Source organism: Paenibacillus sp. FSL R7-0026 (assembly GCF_038004485.1).
Classification (GTDB): Bacteria; Bacillota; Bacilli; order Paenibacillales; family Paenibacillaceae; genus Paenibacillus; species Paenibacillus xylanexedens_A.
Map to the genome: position 1 here is coordinate 1,634,404 of NZ_JBBORG010000001.1, position 19,148 is coordinate 1,653,551.

The window sequence follows — 19,148 nt, forward strand, 5'->3', positions numbered from 1 at the left end:
TATGTGTAAACCCATTCATTTTAATTATAAGGATACATGACGTTGATGCAAAGCGTTACATCAGCGTCATGCCTACCAAAATAAGTCCAACGAATAACAGAATCATGATCCCATTTAATATAGTTCCGATAATGGCAAAAACTTTTTTTCGATTCTTGAGGACAAGACCAATAATTCCGACGATGCCTCCGGCCAGATTGAGAATCAGGCATACCAGAATGGCTAATGAAGCCAGAACCACTGCTGGATGCAAGGCGATCTCTTCTGTCTGCAACGGGGTTAGAACTCCGATGGACTCGTTTACAGCCATGGTGGCAATAAAGAATATCAGAATGTAACCCAAGATTGCAACCAACCCAATGACAAAGCTGGCGATCCCAGGTCCGGAATGTTTCAGTGGTGCCATTGGTTGCCTCTCATGATCTGGCGGGTAGGCTTCATACCCATTGTTATTGTATGGATCTGCATGGCCAGGATTCTGATCCGTGTTGTTATAACCTGAATTATAGGAATCGCGATTATCCATAATGTTGACTTGCCTCCCTTAATCATCGTACTGAGTGTTATTAACCTAATCGATGAGTAATGATTCTCCTTTTAAAATACAACGATTACATACCTGTTTACTTTTCCATAATTATCGATAAAAATCAAGGATTTACGCCAGTTTTCTACGATATTTAGGGTAGGGATAGGATTGTTAAGTATAAACAGACATATGATCTTTGAAGCTCCGTCACGACTGGTAAAGGAGGAGTGGATTCGCTACAATAATAGGAGTGAAATTGTAGTTAAATTAAGGGAGAGAACTTATATGCAACGAAGATGGATGATGCTTGGAGCTGTAATGACCATGCTGTCGGTGGCGATAGGTGCGTTTGGTGCTCACATGCTCAAGGATACGATTGGGCCGGCGGCCATAGCAACATATGAGACGGGTGTTCAATATCACATGATTCATGCATTGGGCCTGCTCATTATTGGCTTGACTGCTGGTCAACTTGGAGCATCTACGAAACTGAAGTGGGCAGCGCGTCTGTTGTTTATCGGAATTATCGTGTTCTCGGGCAGCTTGTATGTGCTTAGTATTTCTGGCATCAAGATTCTGGGTGCCATCACACCGATTGGTGGGGTAGCCTTCATTGCCGGATGGTTGTTATTGGCATTAGATGTATGGCAGCGAGGTAAGGATCGCTCCTGATCGGTCCAAACAAATCTCGGAGGGTCCAATCCTGTATGAACCATTGAACTAAAAAAGCAACTTGCGTTAGAATGTCCCGTCATTCTAACGCAAGTTGCTTTTTGTTTTAATCCGATGAAGTTAGTTACAGAAACTCATCGATTTCATTGGTTCGGAACGTATACACCTGTTTTTCATCGACATGGTAGATGCTCACAATACTGGTATCTCGATCAAAATTCAGAATACGGCAAGGAATGCTCTGATGTTTACCGTTCTTGTTATTGACAACAATACGGGTGAGTTTATTCTCTTTAATGAGCGTGTCAATCCACGCGTCAAACGAGTTTCCATCGGATACATTGGATGTTTGGGTGGCAGGCTTTTTCTCGCTAACCGGTTTTTCTTGTTGATTCTGTGTTTTGACTGGAGCAGGTGAGGCAGGTGTCTGAGCTGCAGTGGTCGCCTTCTGTGCTGCGTTGGCTTTTTTGCGTTCGTTGTGAAGTGTGACGAAAGAGTCCTTCTTGGACTGGAGTGTCGCTTCAATAATTTTGCCTAGCTCTATGCCGGATTGAATCCGAAAGTCCGCAATTTGTTCTTCATTGTTTATGAACTCCAACAGGGACTGCAGTGCCAATGCATTTGAGCGGCTCTTAATAAGTATATCGACATTAAATAAAAAGCCGATGTCCTCTTGATTGGATAAGGTTTCTTTCATTCATCCCAGCCCCGTTAAAAAGTATGTCAGCTCAAAAAAACGCTTCAATTCACTATATCATTAAAAAGGAAATTATCATAGTGCTAGAGACGCAGAAATATGCCGAAACAAATGGGTGAATATCACAAATAAACCTTATTATTCACGTCTTTTAGAAGGTGTCCACAAGACAATCCAGAATGAGGAAACAACATTCTGGATTGTCTTGTGGAAGAGGAGGTGGATCGGGAATTTTATAGACCGATGCAGTCCATTATTGTTGGAGAGCACGTATTGGCATGTGCGGAGCACATTTTGGACTAGAGTCGCAAAGTGCTGGTACATGTAAATAATGAACCCGTATGAGACAACATTCATTAGTTTTCAAAAGTGTTTAAAGGGAGTTGAGAACGCAAAAAGAAATCAACTGTGACTGTATTTATGACGAACTCCGTAAAGGCTGTGCTTTTGCTAAAATTCCCTTTAATATGTTGTTCTCCAATAGGCTCATGCCCACTCTAATTGTTTGTACTCTGACGTTTAACAACCGTCTTCTCGTTATTGTGTTACAATATGCTCATCACACATTAAGGAATGAAGATCATGCATCAAGAGGACAGTGTATTTGAACAAATTATGAAGCAGAAAAGATTAAAGCCTATCAAGCCTGAAACTACAACAGTTCAAGTGAAACCAATACATAAAAAGAAACTAGCTCAGGAGCCATTAAGTGAATTGGATGTCCAGTTCAAAAAGTCGGTAGCTGAATCAGTAGATCGAAGTGTACTTCATAGACGTGTACTGGGAATTAGAAGAGAGTTAACGGAGATAAGGAAACTAAAGAATGATGAGCATATGTTTTAAGGTAGGCCAAATTTGATTCACCTTGGGTGACACTTTATTTCGTTCTACCTGGGTATAAACTGCATTGCAGTTGTGTATATGTACTGAACATATAAATCAGATGTTGATTGATGGAGTGGGGTCTACTCTTCCAGCTTTGGTTAAAACGTAAAGAATAAAAAGGGGCGTCAATCATTGACGTTCCCCCAAGTATTCGTTATTAATCTTTTTTCTGAAAGTCTTCTTGTGTTACGGTAATTTTGCTTCCATCTCCAAAAGTATAAACGTAATTTTTACCTACTTTTTCAATACTTCCTTTACGCTTCTTCTCTTCTTCTTGTTCTCTTCTTTTCTTATCTATTCTTATGAAGAAAGAAGCAAATATTATATGTATTATAATAAATAATGTAGTCCATTTTAAGATGCTAAGAAGTAAGCCATCGAATAGATCGTTATTGTAGGCAACTCTGTAATAATGAACTGCCATCATAAACAACCAGCCCGTGAAATTGTAAAGAAATGAAGCATGTACCAATACTTTTTCTTCAAGTGCGGCTAAACCTGAAAGGACACCCAATAATCCAGTTATACTAATACACAAGACCATACCAAAGTTCATTGTCTCTTTTGTATAAAACCTACCTGTACCTTCAAGTGGAATTCTAATATCTGTGAAAAGTATAAACGACAACATAATCAGTACCAAGTACAGTTATAAAAAAAGATACTTTATAAATCGAGTTCATATTTCCCTCCTTCCCGATTAATATCATTATCGGTTATTCAACGTATTATATGAATATTTACCTTACATCTAATCCCATAGACCCACTTCTTTTGGCATGGTATAATCATTCCATAATTTAGGAAACGAGGTCTACGTATGAAGAAGTTGGTTTTATCGTTTTTAGCTTTATTATTGTTTGTCGTTACAACTACATATGCACCCGCACCTGCAACAGCAGCTACTAAGTACGATTTTAAAAATGTCAATTGGGGCATGACAGTCAATCAGGTTAAAAAGAAAGAAAAATCAAAGATATTGGAAACAGTAAAGAGTAAAGATTTTACCTACGTAGTTTATAAAACAAAAGGATTTAGGAAGAATGCGAATCTGTATTACTTGTTCTACAAAAACAAATTAGTCCGTGCAATGTATGTATTTGACCCAAACAATACTAATGGAACTACAATGCACTTGATAGGTGAATATTTCAGTTTAAAGCGAGATCTATTTGATACATATGACAGATCTATTAACAACAGAGACATTCTTGATCGAAGCGGCAAGCGTGTCACTATGTATGATGGCGAAGAGAAAGATCTAGCTGCTGGAAAGATAAGCTACCAATGCTATTGGATAGTAGATAAGAAAAAAACACACATTAGTCTTTCCCTCTCTATCTTTGGAAACTTTTTAATTAATCGAGTAATCTACAGCGATAACACTCTGGACTTCGACATCGATAAAGTCATGGATTCTATGTAAGTATAGGTTAAGTCAGTGGAAGAGCTGCCTCATTTCTGAGGTGGCTTTTTATATTCCAACTAAGCATATTTCTAATATCTAAGTCTGCGAAGAGAATTAGCAACAATATATTTGAACTGTAAGTACCTACATTTTCTCAAACACGGCAGGTGTCCACACGACAATCCAGAATGAGGCATACAATTATCGTGACCTGTGGAAGAGGAGGTGGATCGGGAAATTATGGTGACGATGGAGCCCATTGTAGTTGGAGAGCATGTATTGGTTGGGGTAGAAGTCAAGCTGCCCAAAACAACGTTGTTGACCATTAACACATCCAAAGGTTATATCATGTGCGGAGCACTCGACGTGGGATTACTTAATGAGAAGCTCGGGGATCGCAAAATTATTGCGGCTCGGGCGGTTGGTGTGCGTACACTGGAGCAGTTGCTGCATGCACCTATGGAGTCGGTGACAACAGAAGCCGAGGCCATGGGCATTACGGTTGGCATGACGGGTGTAGAGGCTTTGTTGAAAATGATCTAAGCACTAACAAAAGGGCTCCCTATATGGGAAGCCCTTATTTAACGCCGTAATACAGAGCCTGGCACATCGTAGCTCCCACCTCTATACACATGAACGCTTTCTATTAAATTAAGCTTCTTCCTTCGCGAACAAGGCAGCCAGATTTTCTTGGAAAGGTGCGCGAACAACGCCTTTTTCCGTGATAATAGCTGTTACATATTCGTTAGGCGTTACGTCAAATGCTGGATTGTATACTTTAACACCTTGAGGTGCTGTACGTTTACCAAATCCTTCGGTCACTTCCTCCGCAGCTCGTTCCTCAATCGGAATAAGATCTCCGGATGGAGTAGATAAGTCGATAGTCGACAATGGGCTCGCTACATAGAACGGAATATTGTGAGCCTTGGCAAGCACGGCCACGCTGTATGTTCCGATTTTGTTAGCTACATCGCCATTCGCAGCAACACGATCTGTTCCGACGATAACGGCTTGAATCCAGCCTTTGGACATGACCATGCCTGCCATGTTATCACAGAGCAGCGTAACGTCAATGCCGGCTTGCTGTAACTCAAATGCAGTCAGGCGTGCACCTTGAAGTACAGGACGAGTCTCGTCTGCAAATACTTTCAGGTGGATGCCGCGTTCCTGTGCGAGATACATTGGAGCAGTTGCCGTACCGTACTTCGCTGTAGCTAGTCCGCCTGCATTACAGTGGGTGAGTACACCCATACCATCTTCGAACAAAGGCAGTGCATTCTCGCCGATCATGCGGCACACTTCTTCGTCTTCCTTTTGAATCAACAGGGCTTCTACTTCAAGAGCAGCATTGCCTTCTTCCAGACTCAGGCCGGACTCAACGACCTCATTTGCTTTTTCCATCATGCGATCCAATGCCCAGAACAGGTTGACCGCTGTTGGACGGGAAGTAGCCAGATGAGCACATATGGATTTCACGTGGTCCAACCAACCTTGAACGGTTGTTCCGTCATATGATTTGGCACCCAATACAACACCAAATGCAGCAGCAATACCAATCGCCGGAGCACCGCGTACTTTCATGGAGTGGATGGATTCCCATACTTCCTCGGGTGTGTACAATTTCAGCATGAGGATGGTTTCGGGCAGCAGACGCTGGTCAAGCATTTCAAGCTTGTCCTTTTTCCAGATGAGAGAGGACAGAGGCTGATATTCAGGGGTTGTCATGGGTGGTTCCTCCGTTCCTTATGTTAAGCCTTAGTAGTAGTAACAGCTGTGGATACAATATCCAGTACTTCGCCGATGGTATTCAAGCGACGATTGTTCTTGATCAATGCTTTACCAATGGACAATGCTTTACGCTGAGCATGCTCACGCTCAGTCGCATTTGGAATGGTATCTATGTCCGCCACGTGAGCGAGTCCCACGATACGACGAACCATTTTGGCACCTGCGAAGCCGATCGAATCTCTAAACAATTGTTGCACATACAGATCCTGATAGCCTGGTGTTTTTGCCATCGGATCAACGAGGTCATTAACCCAGAGGGCACGGAAACGAGATTCGAATTCAGTCCATACATCACGAACCATGTTCAGCAAAAGCGTCTCACGCTCACGCAAAGCAGTCTCATCCTGAATCCATCCTGGCAGGGATGCGTAATTCAAGAGCAGGTTAGCAAGGACTGCACCAACATCAAATCCCATGGGGCCGTAATATGCAAATTCGGGATCGATGACTTTGGTCGATTCAGGTGTAACAAAAATACTGCCTGTATGCAGATCTCCATGAAGCAGTGCCTGCCCATGTGTCAGGAATTTTTCCCGCAGCAAGGCCACTTCAAGGTGAAGCTCTCCATCTGTACGAAGGGCTTCAGCCTCGTCTTCAATGGAAACATCATAATTATTTTTCTCAGCGATCCGGTAGGGTTCATCAAAGATCAGATCCTCCGTTATTTTGCATTGGTCCGGATTAATGAATCTGCCCTGTTGTTCCTTCTTCAATTGCTGATCCATGCCCAAGTCGGATGTGAAGAACAGCGTTCTTGCCATGAATTCCCCGATATGCTGTGCAAAAAGAGGATAGGAAACACCTTCGATCAGGCCTTTACGCATGATCACATGATCACTTAGATCTTCCATAACCGTTAACGCGAGGTCATCATCGTAATGATACACTTCGGGTACCATCCCTGGACACAGACGATACTCTTCCTGAAGAATCTCACGTTCAATGCGGGCACGAACCAGAGAGAGCGGCCATGATTCTCCAACCACTTTCGCATAAGGAAGCGCCTGTTTGATAATGATACTTTTATCGGAGTTCTGATCCGTGATGTGGAATACCAAATTCAGATTGCCGTCGCCGATCTCGTGACAATCCAGATTCGCATCTGCCGCAAATGGACCCGGTAATTTTTTGGCCAGTTCAATTGCATCCTGGGGGGTAAACGGGCGATATTGGGACAAAGGTGCCACCTCCATATATATGAAGAAACAGGAAAACCCACTTCTTTGCTTGGTATATGTCAGTATATCGGAAATAACGCGGTTTTTGAACTTTTTTTTGAGACAAGTCAAGTCGATCCTGATTCGAACTTACGGTTCAAGGGTAAAAACAAATAGGCCGGACGGTTGAGAGAAACGCCGTTAACAAGCCTCTCCACTACATGTGGTGACACACTATTAACTCTCTGTTATGCATTGCGGGACAACCTGCTTATCATGGCATGACAGACTAATTTTAAATAAAGGATGGGATTAATATGGCTACAAAAAACAAAACAGATCAAGCAAAATCGGTGGAACAAGTACTTAATCGTCAGGTAGCTAACCTGAACGTATTGTATGTTAAAATCCATAACTATCACTGGTACGTTAAAGGACCTAACTTCTTCACGTTGCATGTGAAATTCGAAGAGTTCTACAACGAAGTTACAGTACAAATGGATGAAATCGCAGAGCGTATCCTTACGCTGAAAGGTAGCCCAGCGGCTACAATGAAAGAGTATCTGGAGCTTTCCTCTATCCAAGAAGCAGCAGGCGGAGAAGACGCAAAAACAATGGTGCAAAACCTGATCGAGGACTTCGCTACACTTTCGAATGAATATCAGGAAGGTATCGAAGTTGCAGATGCAGCTGAAGATCAACCAACATCCGATATGCTGACAGGTTTCAAGGCTGACCTTGAGAAACACATGTGGATGCTTCGCTCTTTCCTGGGTTAATATAGCCAAGATTTTGCCTAATACAAATGGTCTCTTACGTAAGCTTTCTGAGCCCGGATCATGTTGTCAGAAACGCCCTGAGCGTCTATACTGCTGACAAGAACGATAGGGGGAGGGGACCGCTTATGTTAGAACCAACGATACCGGCTTTAAAAGAATGGGCTTCTGCAATCAAAGCGCTGGAAACCGGTCGCCAGATTATGGTGATGCGCAAAGGCGGCATTGTAGAGGAAACCCGACATTTTGAGCTGAAAAGTCCAGCGTTTTATCTGTATCCGACTTATGAACATCAGCGTAAAGAACTGATTAAGTCCTCGGATCAATCCTATGTTGAAGAATCACTGGCCGAATGGGTGCCCGAAGCTTCGACAATCCGTATTACTGCATATGCCGAAGTAACGCAGGATCTGGAGATACGAGATCAGGAGATGCTGGATCGACTTCTTGACTTTCATATGTGGACAGCGGATTTTTCCAAAGAACGTTTGAAATGGAAACGGAAAGATCCGCTCCATGTATTGATTTTACGTGTGTACCTTTTGGAAGAACCGATGGAAATCCCCGTACTGCCTGAATATAATGGTTGCCGTTCATGGATTTCTATTCCGAATGGTCCGGTGCCGCGCGAAATGACGCCGGTGGTGGACGTTGCGGATTTTGACGAACAGGTACAGAAGATTAACGAGATGCTCAAATTGTAAATGGTAACGTTATTTAACGGAGGGACTTGTCCATAATATGGATGAGTCCTTTTTTTAGATTAGTGTACAGCAGATGACTTAAAAGCTTGAATTGCTGTGATTTTTCTCACTGTGCATTTGTGCTTAAGATGTTTTCTGATTTGATTCAATTTGTCTTTTACTATAGAATCAGAAAGAATAAGGTTTCATGCAAGGGACAAAGGTTCTTAGGAAATGACTTGATTATCATTGAGAATCAGTTTAGAATTATTCTAAAGTGTTCTTGCTTTGAAGATTCGAGTACAGGAGAAATTCAGGGGAAGCCCTGTTCAGATATAATAGGCGCTTTTTCTTTTTCGACAGTAAACATCAATTTAATCAATGGAGGGAAACAATACACATGGCTACGAATTTCGTCATTGAAGGTCTGAAAGCGACGATCGAAGGTAAGGAAATCCTGAAAGGCATCAACCTGGAAATGAAAGGTGGAGAAATCCACGCAATCATGGGACCAAACGGAACAGGTAAATCCACTCTGGCTTCTGCCTTGATGGGTCACCCTAAATATGAAGTAACAGAAGGTAAAATTACACTTGATGGTGAAGATGTATTGGATATGGCTGTAGATGAGCGCGCACGTGCAGGTCTCTTCCTGGCTATGCAATACCCAAGTGAAATTGCAGGTGTTACAAACTCCGACTTCTTGCGTAGTGCAATTAACGCACGTCGTGGCGAAGGTAACGAGATCTCCCTGATCAAGTTCATTCGTCAAATGGAAGGTAAAATGAAAGAACTCGACATGAACCCTGAGTTCGCTCACCGTTACCTGAATGAAGGTTTCTCCGGTGGTGAGAAAAAACGTAACGAGATTCTGCAAATGATGCTGCTTGATCCGAAAATCGTAGTACTTGATGAAATTGACTCCGGTCTGGACATCGATGCTTTGAAAATCGTGGCTGACGGTGTGAACGCTATGAAGAGCGAGGATCGCGGTTTCCTCATCATCACTCACTACCAACGTCTGTTGAACTACATTACGCCTGACTATGTTCACGTAATGATGCAAGGTCGTATCGTGAAATCCGGCGGACCTGAATTGGCTCACCGTTTGGAAGCGGAAGGGTATGACTGGGTAAAGGCAGAGCTGGGAATTACAGACGAAACTGTAGGCCAAGAAGCGTAAAGACAAAACGGAGGAGGATTAATTAATGACTACACAAACAATTCTTCCGGTTGAATCTGAAGCGCTTCGCGCCTTGTCGGAAAGCAACAATGAACCCGGCTGGTTGACCGAACAGCGGCTTGAAGCTTTAAAGCTTGCGAGCGGGCTTGCGCTTCCTAAACTGGAAAAACAAAAAATCGAACGCTGGAATGTCAGCGAGTACGGAACATATAAAACAAGTGAAGCCATTTCTTCTTTGACAGAAGTACCTGCTTCTATCAAAGATCTGGTTCAGGATCAAGCTGAAGGCAGTCTGGTTATCCAGCGCAATTCCGGTACGGTATACTCCAAGGTGTCTGCTGATCTGGCAGCAAAAGGAGTTATCTTCACGGATCTGGCTACAGCGGTTCGCGAACATGGCGATCTGGTAAAACAATATCTGAACACAGCAGTGAAAGCGGATGAGCATTCCCTCGCTGCATTGCATGCGGCACTTTGGAATGGCGGGGTCTTCCTGTATGTTCCGAAAAATGTCGAAATCGAAGTACCACTGCAAGCAGTGTTGCTTACGGATGACGCAACTGCAACGTTTGCACCTCACGTGCTTGTAGTTGTAGAAGCAAACAGTTCAGTAACTTATGTTGATAACTATGTATCTGGCGAATTATCCGCACCTGTTTTCCATAATGGTGTTGTGGAAGTATTCGCAAAATCCGGTGCTAAAGTACGTTTCGCATCGGTTCATCAACTGAGTGTGAATGTAACTGATGTTTCATTCCGTCGTGCAGTGTTGGAGAATGATGCTTCGATCGAGTGGATTGTAGGCGAAATGAACAATGGCGACACAGCGAGCAACACGATGACCGTGCTGAAAGGCAATGGATCAAGTTCTGATTCCAAAGTCATCGCTGTAGGTTCCGGTTCGCAGAAAATCAACTACACCACAGAAGCTCGTCACTTCGGCAAGAATACACCAAGTCAGATGATTACACGTGCAGTTATGCGTGAAGAAGCTTCTGCAATCATCAACGGGATCACGAAGATTGAGAAAGGCGCTACCAAAGCCGATGGACAGCAGACAGAGAAAGTGTTGATGCTGAGCCCTAAAGCACGTGGAGACGCCAACCCAATCCTTCTGATTGATGAGGATGATGTAACAGCAGGTCACGCGGCTTCTGTTGGTCAAGTCAATGCCGAGCAGATTCATTACTTGATGTCGCGCGGAATTAACCGTACGGACGCCGAACGCCTGATCATCTATGGCTTCCTGGCTCCGGTGGTGGCGGATATTCCTCTGGAAGCACTGCGCACCCAATTGCAGTCCCTGATTGAGAAGAAGCTGGGACAATGAACCCGTCCATTCGCGAGCAGTTCCCGATCCTCCACCAGGAAATTAACGGACACCCGCTCGTATATTTAGATAGTGCTGCAACTTCACAGAAGCCTCATGCTGTGATCGAAGCAGTCAAACATTATTATGAGTATGAGAACTCCAACGTACATCGCGGTGTTCATACCCTTGGAAGCCGTGCAACTGACGCTTACGAAGGCGCACGGGAGAAGGTAGCCAAGTTTATCAATGCCCGTAGTACACAGGAGATTATCTTTACTCGCGGGACAACGACAGCCCTGAATCTGGTGGCTTCATCATATGCCCGCGCCAATTGCAAAGAAGGCGATGAAATTGTTATCACGCAAATGGAGCACCATAGTAATCTGATTCCTTGGCAGCAGGTTGCCAAGGAGACAGGTGCGACCTTGAAATACATTCCACTTCAGCCTGACGGTCATATTGAATTGGCTGATGTTGAGAAGACGATTACGAACAATACTAAAATTGTAGCAATCGCTTATGTATCCAATGTTATGGGTCTGATCCATCCAGTGAAACAAATTGCTGAAATTGCACACCGCAATGGTGCTGTCATCGTTGTTGATGGCGCACAAAGCACACCTCACATGAAGGTGGACGTTCAGGATCTGGACTGTGATTTCTATGCATTATCCGGTCATAAAATGTGCGGACCAACCGGAATCGGTGCACTCTACGGCAAAAAGGCGCTGCTGGAGTCCATGGAACCCATTGAGTTCGGCGGTGAAATGATTGATGATGTGGGTCTGTACGAATCCAACTGGAAAGAGCTTCCCTGGAAGTTCGAAGGTGGAACCCCGATTATCGCAGGTGCGGTAGGATTGGGAGCTGCCATTGATTTTCTGGAGCAGATTGGTATGGATGAGATCGCACATCATGAGAGTGTGCTGGCAGCTTATGCAACAGAACGACTGGCCGAGATCGATGGGTTAACCATCTATGGCCCAGCCAAGCGGCATGTGGGTGTTGTTACCTTTAATCTGGGGGATGTTCATCCGCATGATGTGGCAACTGTGCTGGATGCGAGTGGCGTAGCCATTCGTGCCGGACACCATTGCTGTCAACCGCTAATGCGCTGGCTTGAAGTTAGCTCAACAGCTCGTGCCAGCTTCTATCTATACAATAACGAACAAGATGTAGATCGGCTTGTCAGCGCCTTAATCCAGACAAAGGAGTATTTTGGCGATGCAACTTGATGATCTGTACAGACGTGTTATAATGGACCACTACAAAAACCCGCGTAACCGCGGAACATTTGATAATGACGCTGTCACGGTGAATTTGAACAATCCAACGTGCGGCGACCGGATTTCACTGCAAATTTTGCTGAAAGACGGAATCGTCCAGGAAGCCAAATATACGGGTGAAGGCTGCTCCATCAGCATGTCCTCTGCATCGATGATGACGGAGGCTGTCAAAGGCAAAACGATGGAACAGGCACTCGATATCGCTAACCGTTTTTCCTCACTGATGAAAGGTGAAGAAGTCGATTTCGACGATTATGAAGATCTCGAAGCCCTATCCGGTGTGAACAAGTTCCCTGCACGCATCAAATGTGCCACTCTGGCCTGGAATGCATTACGCAAAGGGATTGACGAAGAGAACAAAGTACAATAACGATAGGGAGGTAGAGCAAGATGGCTAAAAAAGCACCAGAAATGGAAGAGTACAAATATGGTTTTCGCGATGAGCACAAATCCATCTTTCAAACCGGTAAAGGTCTGACTGCAGAAGTAGTTACCGAAATTTCCAAGATTAAGAACGAACCGGAATGGATGTTGGAATTCCGTTTGAAATCCCTGAAACAATTCGAAAAGATGCCAATGCCGAAATGGGGCGGAGATCTAGACGGATTGGATTTCAATGAAATTCAGTATTACGTGCGTGCTTCGGAGAAACAAGGTAAAACATGGGAGGAAGTTCCTTCCGAAATCAAGGAAACCTTTGATAAATTGGGTATCCCTGAAGCAGAGCAAAAGTTCCTTGCAGGTGTATCGGCTCAGTATGAATCCGAGGTTGTATACCACAACATGCAAAAGGAATTGGAAGACCAAGGTGTAATCTTCATGGATACCGACACGGCTCTCAGAGAGCATCCGGAAATCCTGCGTGAATATTTTGCAACGGTTATTCCACCAGCAGATAACAAATTTGCTGCATTGAATAGTGCGGTATGGTCCGGAGGAAGTTTCATCTACGTGCCTAAAGGCGTTAAATGTGAAGTGCCTCTGCAAGCCTACTTCCGGATTAACTCCGAGAATATGGGACAATTCGAGCGTACACTCATCATTGCGGACGAAGACAGCTTCGTTCACTATGTAGAGGGATGTACAGCTCCAATCTACAGCACGAACTCACTGCACAGTGCGGTTGTTGAGATCATCTGTAAGAAAAATGCCCGTGTTCGTTACACAACGATTCAAAACTGGGCACCAAACATCTACAACCTCGTTACGAAACGTGCGGTTGCAGAAGAAAATGCAACGATGGAATGGGTCGATGGTAACATCGGTTCCAAACTGACGATGAAATATCCAGCGGTTGTACTGAAAGGCCGTGGAGCTAAAGGTTCCGTACTCTCCATCGCTGTAGCTGGTAAAAACCAGCATCAGGATGCAGGTGCGAAAATGATTCACTTGGCTCCGGATACAACATCTACGATTGTATCCAAATCCATCAGTAAACATGGTGGTAAAGTAACGTACCGTGGTTTGGCTTCCTTTGGACGTCAAGCTGAGGGCGCGAAATCCAACATCAAGTGTGATACACTCATTCTCGATAATGAGTCCACATCGGATACAATTCCTTACAATGAAATCATGAATGATAACATCATGCTGGAGCATGAAGCTACAGTATCCAAAGTGTCTGAGGATCAACTCTTCTACCTGATGAGCCGTGGTCTGACTGATGCAGAAGCAACACAGATGATTATCATGGGCTTCATTGAGCCATTCACGAAGGAATTGCCAATGGAATACGCCGTTGAGATGAATAGATTGATCAAATTCGAGATGGAGGGCTCCATTGGTTAATCCAATGCAGCGCCTTTCGAAGCCGTAAAGCTGAAGCTAGCTGCTGATGTTAAGCGGTAGATATCGTTTTATGTGATCGAATACCCTCTAGAGCAGACTTTTTAAAAAGTCTCTCTAGGGGGTATTTTTATTCAAAAAATCTGGGGATAACAGCGTACAGAAGGTTGTTCTGTTATCGGAGTGGCAAGTGAAAATATTCTTTAGTTCAATTTGTATATTTACAAATGAATAGACCAGCGTTATTCTTCCACTAACGAATATTACATATATTTGAATAGATTCTAATATGAGGAGGTATATAATGCGAAGAAGTATAGTTAAAAAAGGAGCGGCCTTGGTATTGTCTGCTGTTGTTGCCTTTACGAACTCTCCGTTATTTTTATCAACGGCGAGTGCTGCAGAAGGTGGATCGGTATCGGGTTCATTCAAGGTACTTAGTTACAATGTAGGTGGCCTTCCGGATCTGGTATCCAGTTCCAACCCCAAGGAGTACACCGTTCAGATTTCCCCAAAATTAAATGACTATGACATCATTAATGTGCAAGAGGATTTTAATTATCATAATGAGCTAATATCCCAAGTCACTCTGCCGTATCTGACGACAACAAGCGGAATTGCGGGTTTTGGTAGTGGGTTAAACAGTCTGTCCAAATATCCATTCCGTGACTTGAAACGTATTACCTGGGATAAACGATCTGGTCTTTTTGACAATGGAAGTGATGAATTGACTCCAAAAGGATTTACAGCAGCTACATATGAGATCACACCTCAGGTGAAAGTGGACGTGTACAACTTGCATGCGGACGCAGGTAGCGATGATAAATCGCTTGAGGCCAGACGAGATAATATCAGACAACTCTCCAATTACATCAAGGAGCACTCGGACGGGAACGCAGTTATCGTATTCGGGGATACCAATACACGGTATACCCGTGCTGCTGACAATATAGAGTTGCTCATGTCTGAGAATGGTTTAAGCGATCCGTGGATCGATTTGATTCGAGGTGGGAGTATTCCCGCTGATGGAGACGCCCTTATGGATGCAAGCAATTTAAATGGCCCGAACTATGAAATTGTCGACAAAATTTTGTATCGCGGAAGTAAAGCGTTGTCACTTAATGCACAGAGCTATCGTTTAGAAAATCAAACGTTTGTTGATCCAAATGGAAAGCAACTCTCTGATCATTATCCGATTACAGCGGAATTTGTGTACAGCACATCTTCTCAGTACCAACTAAGTTCAACGATCGGAGGATCCGGAGGAACTGGGTTTAATGATCTGAATCAGATTCCCGATGCCAGACCCAGCTCCGTCGTGCTCAACTCGGGTAATCGTGTAGACGGCATTTCAACGTTATATGGGGATGGAACGAACCTGGCACATGGCGGCCAATCGAACATTGCCACACTGAACCTGGCAGACGGAGAGTACTTAACCGAGGCTACAATTGGTCAGGGGACACGTAATGGAGATAAACGTATCTTTTACGTGGAGTTGTCCACCAATCTTGGAAACAAAGTTGAAGGCGGACAAAAGACCTCGGATCAAATCAAACTTGAGGCACCAGTTGGTTGGTATATTGCCGGATTTTATGGAAGAGCAGGACAGGAATTGGATCAGCTAGGCGTCATATACAGACCTCTGAATTAGAAGTGAGCAGTGGTTAAATTGAAATAATAATATATACATCTCATAGAGTGTTCATATTAGCACAGCGCCGCTTGGAATATACGTTGGAGAGAGACCATAAGGTTTCCCTAATGATATTCTGAGCGGTATTTTTGTGGAATAAAATAAGACCAATAGCACAAGCCATTTCATAGATTTAAGCATTTAATGATAGAAAAGGATGTGAGTGTATGAGCGTGAACCCTTTCGAGGGATATCGGATTACAAGTTCATTCGGCTATCGAATTCATCCTATTCATGGTGGACAGACATTTCACCGCGGAATCGATCTCGTGACAGAGCCCTGGAATGGCCCCGTCTATGCCTTTATGGAAGGTAGGGTATGTTTTGCTTCCGAAGGAGTTACAGGCTCCGGATTCGGCGGTTACGGGCTTACAGTTGCCCTTCAAGATCATCGTGGCTACTTGCATTGTTATGCTCACCTTTCACGGATTGCCGTAACCGTTGGGCAGCATGTGAAGCGAGGGCAGCTTATCGGGAATCAGGGAAGCACGGGTCAGAGTACTGGTCCGCATGTACATTATGAGATTCGTAAAACAAGTGCGCCATCGTACGGGTATACAGCCAGCGAAGATGGTGTGACAGAACCGGGTGCGTATCTACAGGCCGAATACGGAACTGCATCTCAGGAACAGGAGGCTCCGCCGATGACCAATGAGCAGAAGAAAGTGTTTGAAGCCATGCAGAAAACGCTGGAGATTCAAGGGGGATGGATTCAGCAACAGGAGCAACTTTCCAATATGGATTGTCCCGCATGGGCGCAACAAGCATTTGATTATTATCGACCGTTTATTATGAATGATAAAGGCAGTTATGAATTTTGGAGATTGCTTGTTATCATGTACCGCAAGGAAAAAGGCATCCAGGTTCATTCGGAGTCCGATATATAGATCCCTGCAAAGAACAGGAGTAGCAAAAGGCTGATCCACTCAGGTAGATGCAGACAGACAACCATTTATCGAATGTTGCCTGTTCGCCCGGTTCATTCCACCGGAAACGTCATATGTTAGGGTATACCTGATGAAGAGGAGGCAATCACATGAGCGAAGTAGGATATGGCTGTGGTGGCAACGTAGGCGGAGTAGGCGGCGTTGGTGGATACAATATGTTCACAAACACTGGTGCAATCTTGGTACTGTTCATTCTGTTGGTTATCATCACAAAAGCATTCTGCGTGTAATCCAACATGATCGAATCGGAATAGACAAAAGGGAAGCCGATTACGGCTTCCCTTTGTCATATGCCAACCTATGAGTTGGTTATTCCAGTTACTATGGGGTTCTTCGTATACATGCTGTGTACAATGAACAGTTACTGTACATAAATCTCAACGATAGCAATATCTCTTTCTTTCGCTAAATCGATAAAGGCCGTAGAGGTCTGAACGAGTGGGCGGAAATAATCCGCAGGATTATTCATGACAATGAGTCCTGTCTGACCCGTGGTGAGCAGAACCCTTTTACCGATAAAATTAGGCAGCATGTGCTTGATCAGTTCCTGTGTTGCTTCAGCATTTAACTGACCAAAGCTGAGGCTGTACAGCTCACACAGAACAGAGATCAGTTCCTGTTTGGTCTGGTATACCCGATTCGTCGTCATGGCGCTGTAAACGTCTGCTACAGCAGTTATACGGGCATATGGGTGGATCTCGTCACCTCGCAGTCCATGAGGATAACCACTTCCATCCTCGCGCTCATGATGCTGAAGTGCAACCATTGCCAGAATTTCATCCTGCGTGGATTCTTTAATGATATCGTACCCATAGAATGTGTGTTTCTTCATTTCGTCAAATTCTTCCGTGGTCAATTTACCAGGTTTATGTAAAATCTCAGAAGGAATCTTAGACTTGCCGATATCATGAAGATATCCTGCTTTGGCTACCGTTAGACATTCCTCGGGGTTGTAACCCATCCAGCCGGCGATATAAAAAGCGAGCATTCCGACTTGCAATGAATGGTTGTACGTATAATCGCTATCCCCGTCCAGCATAAGCAGCAAGGAGACAACATCTTTTTGTTTTTCCAACTGTTCTGTTAGGGTAAACAAAATCTCATCAACCTGTGTCTCATCAATAAAACCCTTCTCCATTGCTTGTTGAAATAGAGATTCAGTACCTTTGATCGTATCGTTAAACAAGTTAGTTAACAGACGGGATTGATCGGAAGGTAAGGTTTGTGCATCAGAGTGTAGGTCGGATGTTGTGTGTTCTACATCTGCGTACTCGATTCCATGTTGCAACAGTTTGGATAGGTCATCTTCACTGAGGGTGGAACCTTTCATCAGCATGTGGAGACCCGAACTGTTGTATACATCATTTTTTAACAGGTCACCCGGTTTAAGATCAGTAACATGCACTCTCACGTATAAACCACCTTTTCTCGACTAATATCGACACATATAATTATAATAACAAGAAAAAAATGGGTTGACAACGACTTATTTACTATTAACCCACTCTATCTAAAAGGTGTAAAGGCTCATTATTTAGTTCTCCATGGGGTTCCATGGTCCTAATTGATGTCCCTTCCATTCAGATCCATCTTCCCAAATTTCCTTTTTCCAGATCGGAACGGTCTGTTTGAGTCTCTCTATGGCGTAACGGCTTGCATCATAACAGTCGTTGCGATGAGGCGAGGAAACGGCAATGACTACACTAATCTCTGCCACATCCACTTTGCCAATTCGGTGACTGATTGCACATAACACACCAGGCCAGCGATCGGAGATTTCCACACCAATGGCTGCCATCTGAGAAAGAGCCATCGGCACATAGGCCTCGTATTCAAGATGAACGGTGCGCTGTTCACCGGTCATTTCACGAGTCGTACCTACAAAAGTAAGAGCTGCCCCGTGATTCGGGGTAATCACTAGTGCCGTTGTTGCTTCCACGGACAAGGTGGATTCTGTAATTAGAAATAAGCCATCTTCAGTCCGATGCTCTGGAACGGTAGAGCGAAGCTGTTCATCGGATATATCCGTACCATCACCTCCAGAGACGGGAGGGATCAACGCAAGTTCATCTTCTGAGCTAAGTATAGTATCGGCAGGAGCGTACTGCTGGTTAACTGCCAAAAAGGATGTCCTTATCTGAGAAGCTGCCTCTGGGTAGGCCAGACTTAGTTTTTCTTTTAAATCGGCAGCGGTTGGAATGTCTCCAATGTACTCAAACTCCAGAAGGGATGTATTTAAACGTTCTGCAATGCCTGCAAATAGTTGAATTGTCAATTTCATAGATATGACTCACCTCTTTTTGATCTCTAAACCCTATAAATATATCATAACGACGCGGAAAAT

General features: G+C 44.0%; 21 protein-coding genes. 14 read left to right on the forward strand and 7 right to left on the reverse strand.

The window, feature by feature from the left end:
- Window positions 1-55 precede the first annotated feature (55 nt).
- Window positions 56-526, reverse strand: a complete 471-nt coding sequence (locus MKY44_RS07430) for a hypothetical protein (RefSeq protein WP_051447149.1) — start codon at window positions 524-526, stop codon at window positions 56-58.
- 288 nt (window positions 527-814) lie between these two features.
- Between MKY44_RS07430 and MKY44_RS07435 the strand changes: the two genes are divergently transcribed.
- Window positions 815-1,201, forward strand: coding sequence for a DUF423 domain-containing protein (locus MKY44_RS07435; RefSeq protein WP_091032639.1), 387 nt, complete (start codon window positions 815-817; stop codon window positions 1,199-1,201).
- A gap of 124 nt (window positions 1,202-1,325) precedes the next feature.
- Here the strand turns inward: MKY44_RS07435 and MKY44_RS07440 are convergent, their stop codons facing one another.
- Window positions 1,326-1,898 carry a hypothetical protein gene (locus MKY44_RS07440; protein ID WP_341006608.1) on the reverse strand — a complete coding sequence of 191 codons (573 nt, stop codon included), beginning with the start codon at window positions 1,896-1,898 and terminating at the stop codon, window positions 1,326-1,328.
- Between the two features lie 582 nt (window positions 1,899-2,480).
- On the opposite strand from MKY44_RS07440, the gene MKY44_RS07445 reads away from it, so the two are divergent.
- A complete protein-coding gene (locus tag MKY44_RS07445; RefSeq protein WP_341006609.1) occupies window positions 2,481-2,741 on the forward strand; it encodes a hypothetical protein in 261 nt (86 codons plus the stop codon).
- Between the two features lie 199 nt (window positions 2,742-2,940).
- Here MKY44_RS07445 and MKY44_RS07450 read toward each other — a convergent pair whose 3' ends face one another.
- On the reverse strand, window positions 2,941-3,339 hold the full coding sequence (locus MKY44_RS07450) for a hypothetical protein (protein ID WP_341006610.1): 399 nt from the start codon (window positions 3,337-3,339) through the stop codon (window positions 2,941-2,943).
- Between the two features lie 264 nt (window positions 3,340-3,603).
- On the opposite strand from MKY44_RS07450, the gene MKY44_RS07455 reads away from it, so the two are divergent.
- Window positions 3,604-4,209 carry a hypothetical protein gene (locus tag MKY44_RS07455; protein WP_341006611.1) on the forward strand — a complete coding sequence of 202 codons (606 nt, stop codon included), beginning with the start codon at window positions 3,604-3,606 and terminating at the stop codon, window positions 4,207-4,209.
- A 222-nt stretch (window positions 4,210-4,431) separates the two neighbouring features.
- Window positions 4,432-4,734 carry a YunC family protein gene (locus MKY44_RS07460; RefSeq protein WP_017689545.1) on the forward strand — a complete coding sequence of 101 codons (303 nt, stop codon included), beginning with the start codon at window positions 4,432-4,434 and terminating at the stop codon, window positions 4,732-4,734.
- Window positions 4,735-4,842: 108 nt separating this feature from the next.
- Here MKY44_RS07460 and mtnA read toward each other — a convergent pair whose 3' ends face one another.
- The gene (gene mtnA, locus MKY44_RS07465) at window positions 4,843-5,916 is read right to left on the reverse strand and encodes an S-methyl-5-thioribose-1-phosphate isomerase (RefSeq protein ID WP_341006612.1); all 1,074 of its coding nucleotides are present in this window, start codon (window positions 5,914-5,916) and stop codon (window positions 4,843-4,845) included.
- Window positions 5,917-5,939: 23 nt separating this feature from the next.
- Window positions 5,940-7,157 carry an S-methyl-5-thioribose kinase gene (gene mtnK / locus MKY44_RS07470; RefSeq protein WP_341006613.1) on the reverse strand — a complete coding sequence of 406 codons (1,218 nt, stop codon included), beginning with the start codon at window positions 7,155-7,157 and terminating at the stop codon, window positions 5,940-5,942.
- A 296-nt stretch (window positions 7,158-7,453) separates the two neighbouring features.
- On the opposite strand from mtnK, the gene MKY44_RS07475 reads away from it, so the two are divergent.
- The 10 genes from MKY44_RS07475 (at window position 7,454) to MKY44_RS07520 (ending at window position 17,034) form a co-directional block, all read left to right on the forward strand.
- Complete coding sequence (locus tag MKY44_RS07475; protein ID WP_017689542.1) at window positions 7,454-7,915, forward strand: Dps family protein; 462 nt, start codon at window positions 7,454-7,456, stop codon at window positions 7,913-7,915.
- A 125-nt stretch (window positions 7,916-8,040) separates the two neighbouring features.
- A complete protein-coding gene (locus MKY44_RS07480) occupies window positions 8,041-8,616 on the forward strand; it encodes a DUF1802 family protein (protein WP_341006614.1) in 576 nt (191 codons plus the stop codon).
- Window positions 8,617-8,995: 379 nt separating this feature from the next.
- Window positions 8,996-9,778 (forward strand): Fe-S cluster assembly ATPase SufC, encoded by a 783-nt coding sequence (sufC, locus tag MKY44_RS07485; RefSeq protein WP_127544331.1) that lies wholly within the window; start codon window positions 8,996-8,998, stop codon window positions 9,776-9,778.
- Between the two features lie 25 nt (window positions 9,779-9,803).
- Window positions 9,804-11,108, forward strand: coding sequence for a Fe-S cluster assembly protein SufD (sufD, locus tag MKY44_RS07490; protein WP_341006615.1), 1,305 nt, complete (start codon window positions 9,804-9,806; stop codon window positions 11,106-11,108).
- Window positions 11,105-12,325: a cysteine desulfurase gene (locus MKY44_RS07495; protein ID WP_047842300.1), complete on the forward strand. Its 1,221-nt coding sequence runs from the start codon at window positions 11,105-11,107 to the stop codon at window positions 12,323-12,325. The genes sufD and MKY44_RS07495 overlap by 4 nt, the downstream gene beginning before the upstream one ends.
- On the forward strand, window positions 12,315-12,746 hold the full coding sequence (sufU, locus tag MKY44_RS07500) for a Fe-S cluster assembly sulfur transfer protein SufU (protein WP_017689537.1): 432 nt from the start codon (window positions 12,315-12,317) through the stop codon (window positions 12,744-12,746). The genes MKY44_RS07495 and sufU overlap by 11 nt, the downstream gene beginning before the upstream one ends.
- 20 nt (window positions 12,747-12,766) lie before the next feature.
- A complete protein-coding gene (gene sufB / locus MKY44_RS07505) occupies window positions 12,767-14,164 on the forward strand; it encodes a Fe-S cluster assembly protein SufB (RefSeq protein ID WP_036669904.1) in 1,398 nt (465 codons plus the stop codon).
- Between the two features lie 301 nt (window positions 14,165-14,465).
- On the forward strand, window positions 14,466-15,815 hold the full coding sequence (locus MKY44_RS07510) for a jacalin-like lectin (protein WP_341006616.1): 1,350 nt from the start codon (window positions 14,466-14,468) through the stop codon (window positions 15,813-15,815).
- A 209-nt stretch (window positions 15,816-16,024) separates the two neighbouring features.
- Window positions 16,025-16,744: a M23 family metallopeptidase gene (locus MKY44_RS07515; RefSeq protein ID WP_341006617.1), complete on the forward strand. Its 720-nt coding sequence runs from the start codon at window positions 16,025-16,027 to the stop codon at window positions 16,742-16,744.
- A gap of 149 nt (window positions 16,745-16,893) precedes the next feature.
- Window positions 16,894-17,034 (forward strand): hypothetical protein, encoded by a 141-nt coding sequence (locus MKY44_RS07520; RefSeq protein WP_017689533.1) that lies wholly within the window; start codon window positions 16,894-16,896, stop codon window positions 17,032-17,034.
- A gap of 131 nt (window positions 17,035-17,165) precedes the next feature.
- Here the strand turns inward: MKY44_RS07520 and MKY44_RS07525 are convergent, their stop codons facing one another.
- Window positions 17,166-18,215: an HD-GYP domain-containing protein gene (locus MKY44_RS07525; RefSeq protein ID WP_091014614.1), complete on the reverse strand. Its 1,050-nt coding sequence runs from the start codon at window positions 18,213-18,215 to the stop codon at window positions 17,166-17,168.
- 123 nt (window positions 18,216-18,338) lie between these two features.
- A complete protein-coding gene (locus MKY44_RS07530; protein ID WP_036609923.1) occupies window positions 18,339-19,085 on the reverse strand; it encodes a molybdenum cofactor biosynthesis protein in 747 nt (248 codons plus the stop codon).
- Window positions 19,086-19,148 lie beyond the last annotated feature (63 nt).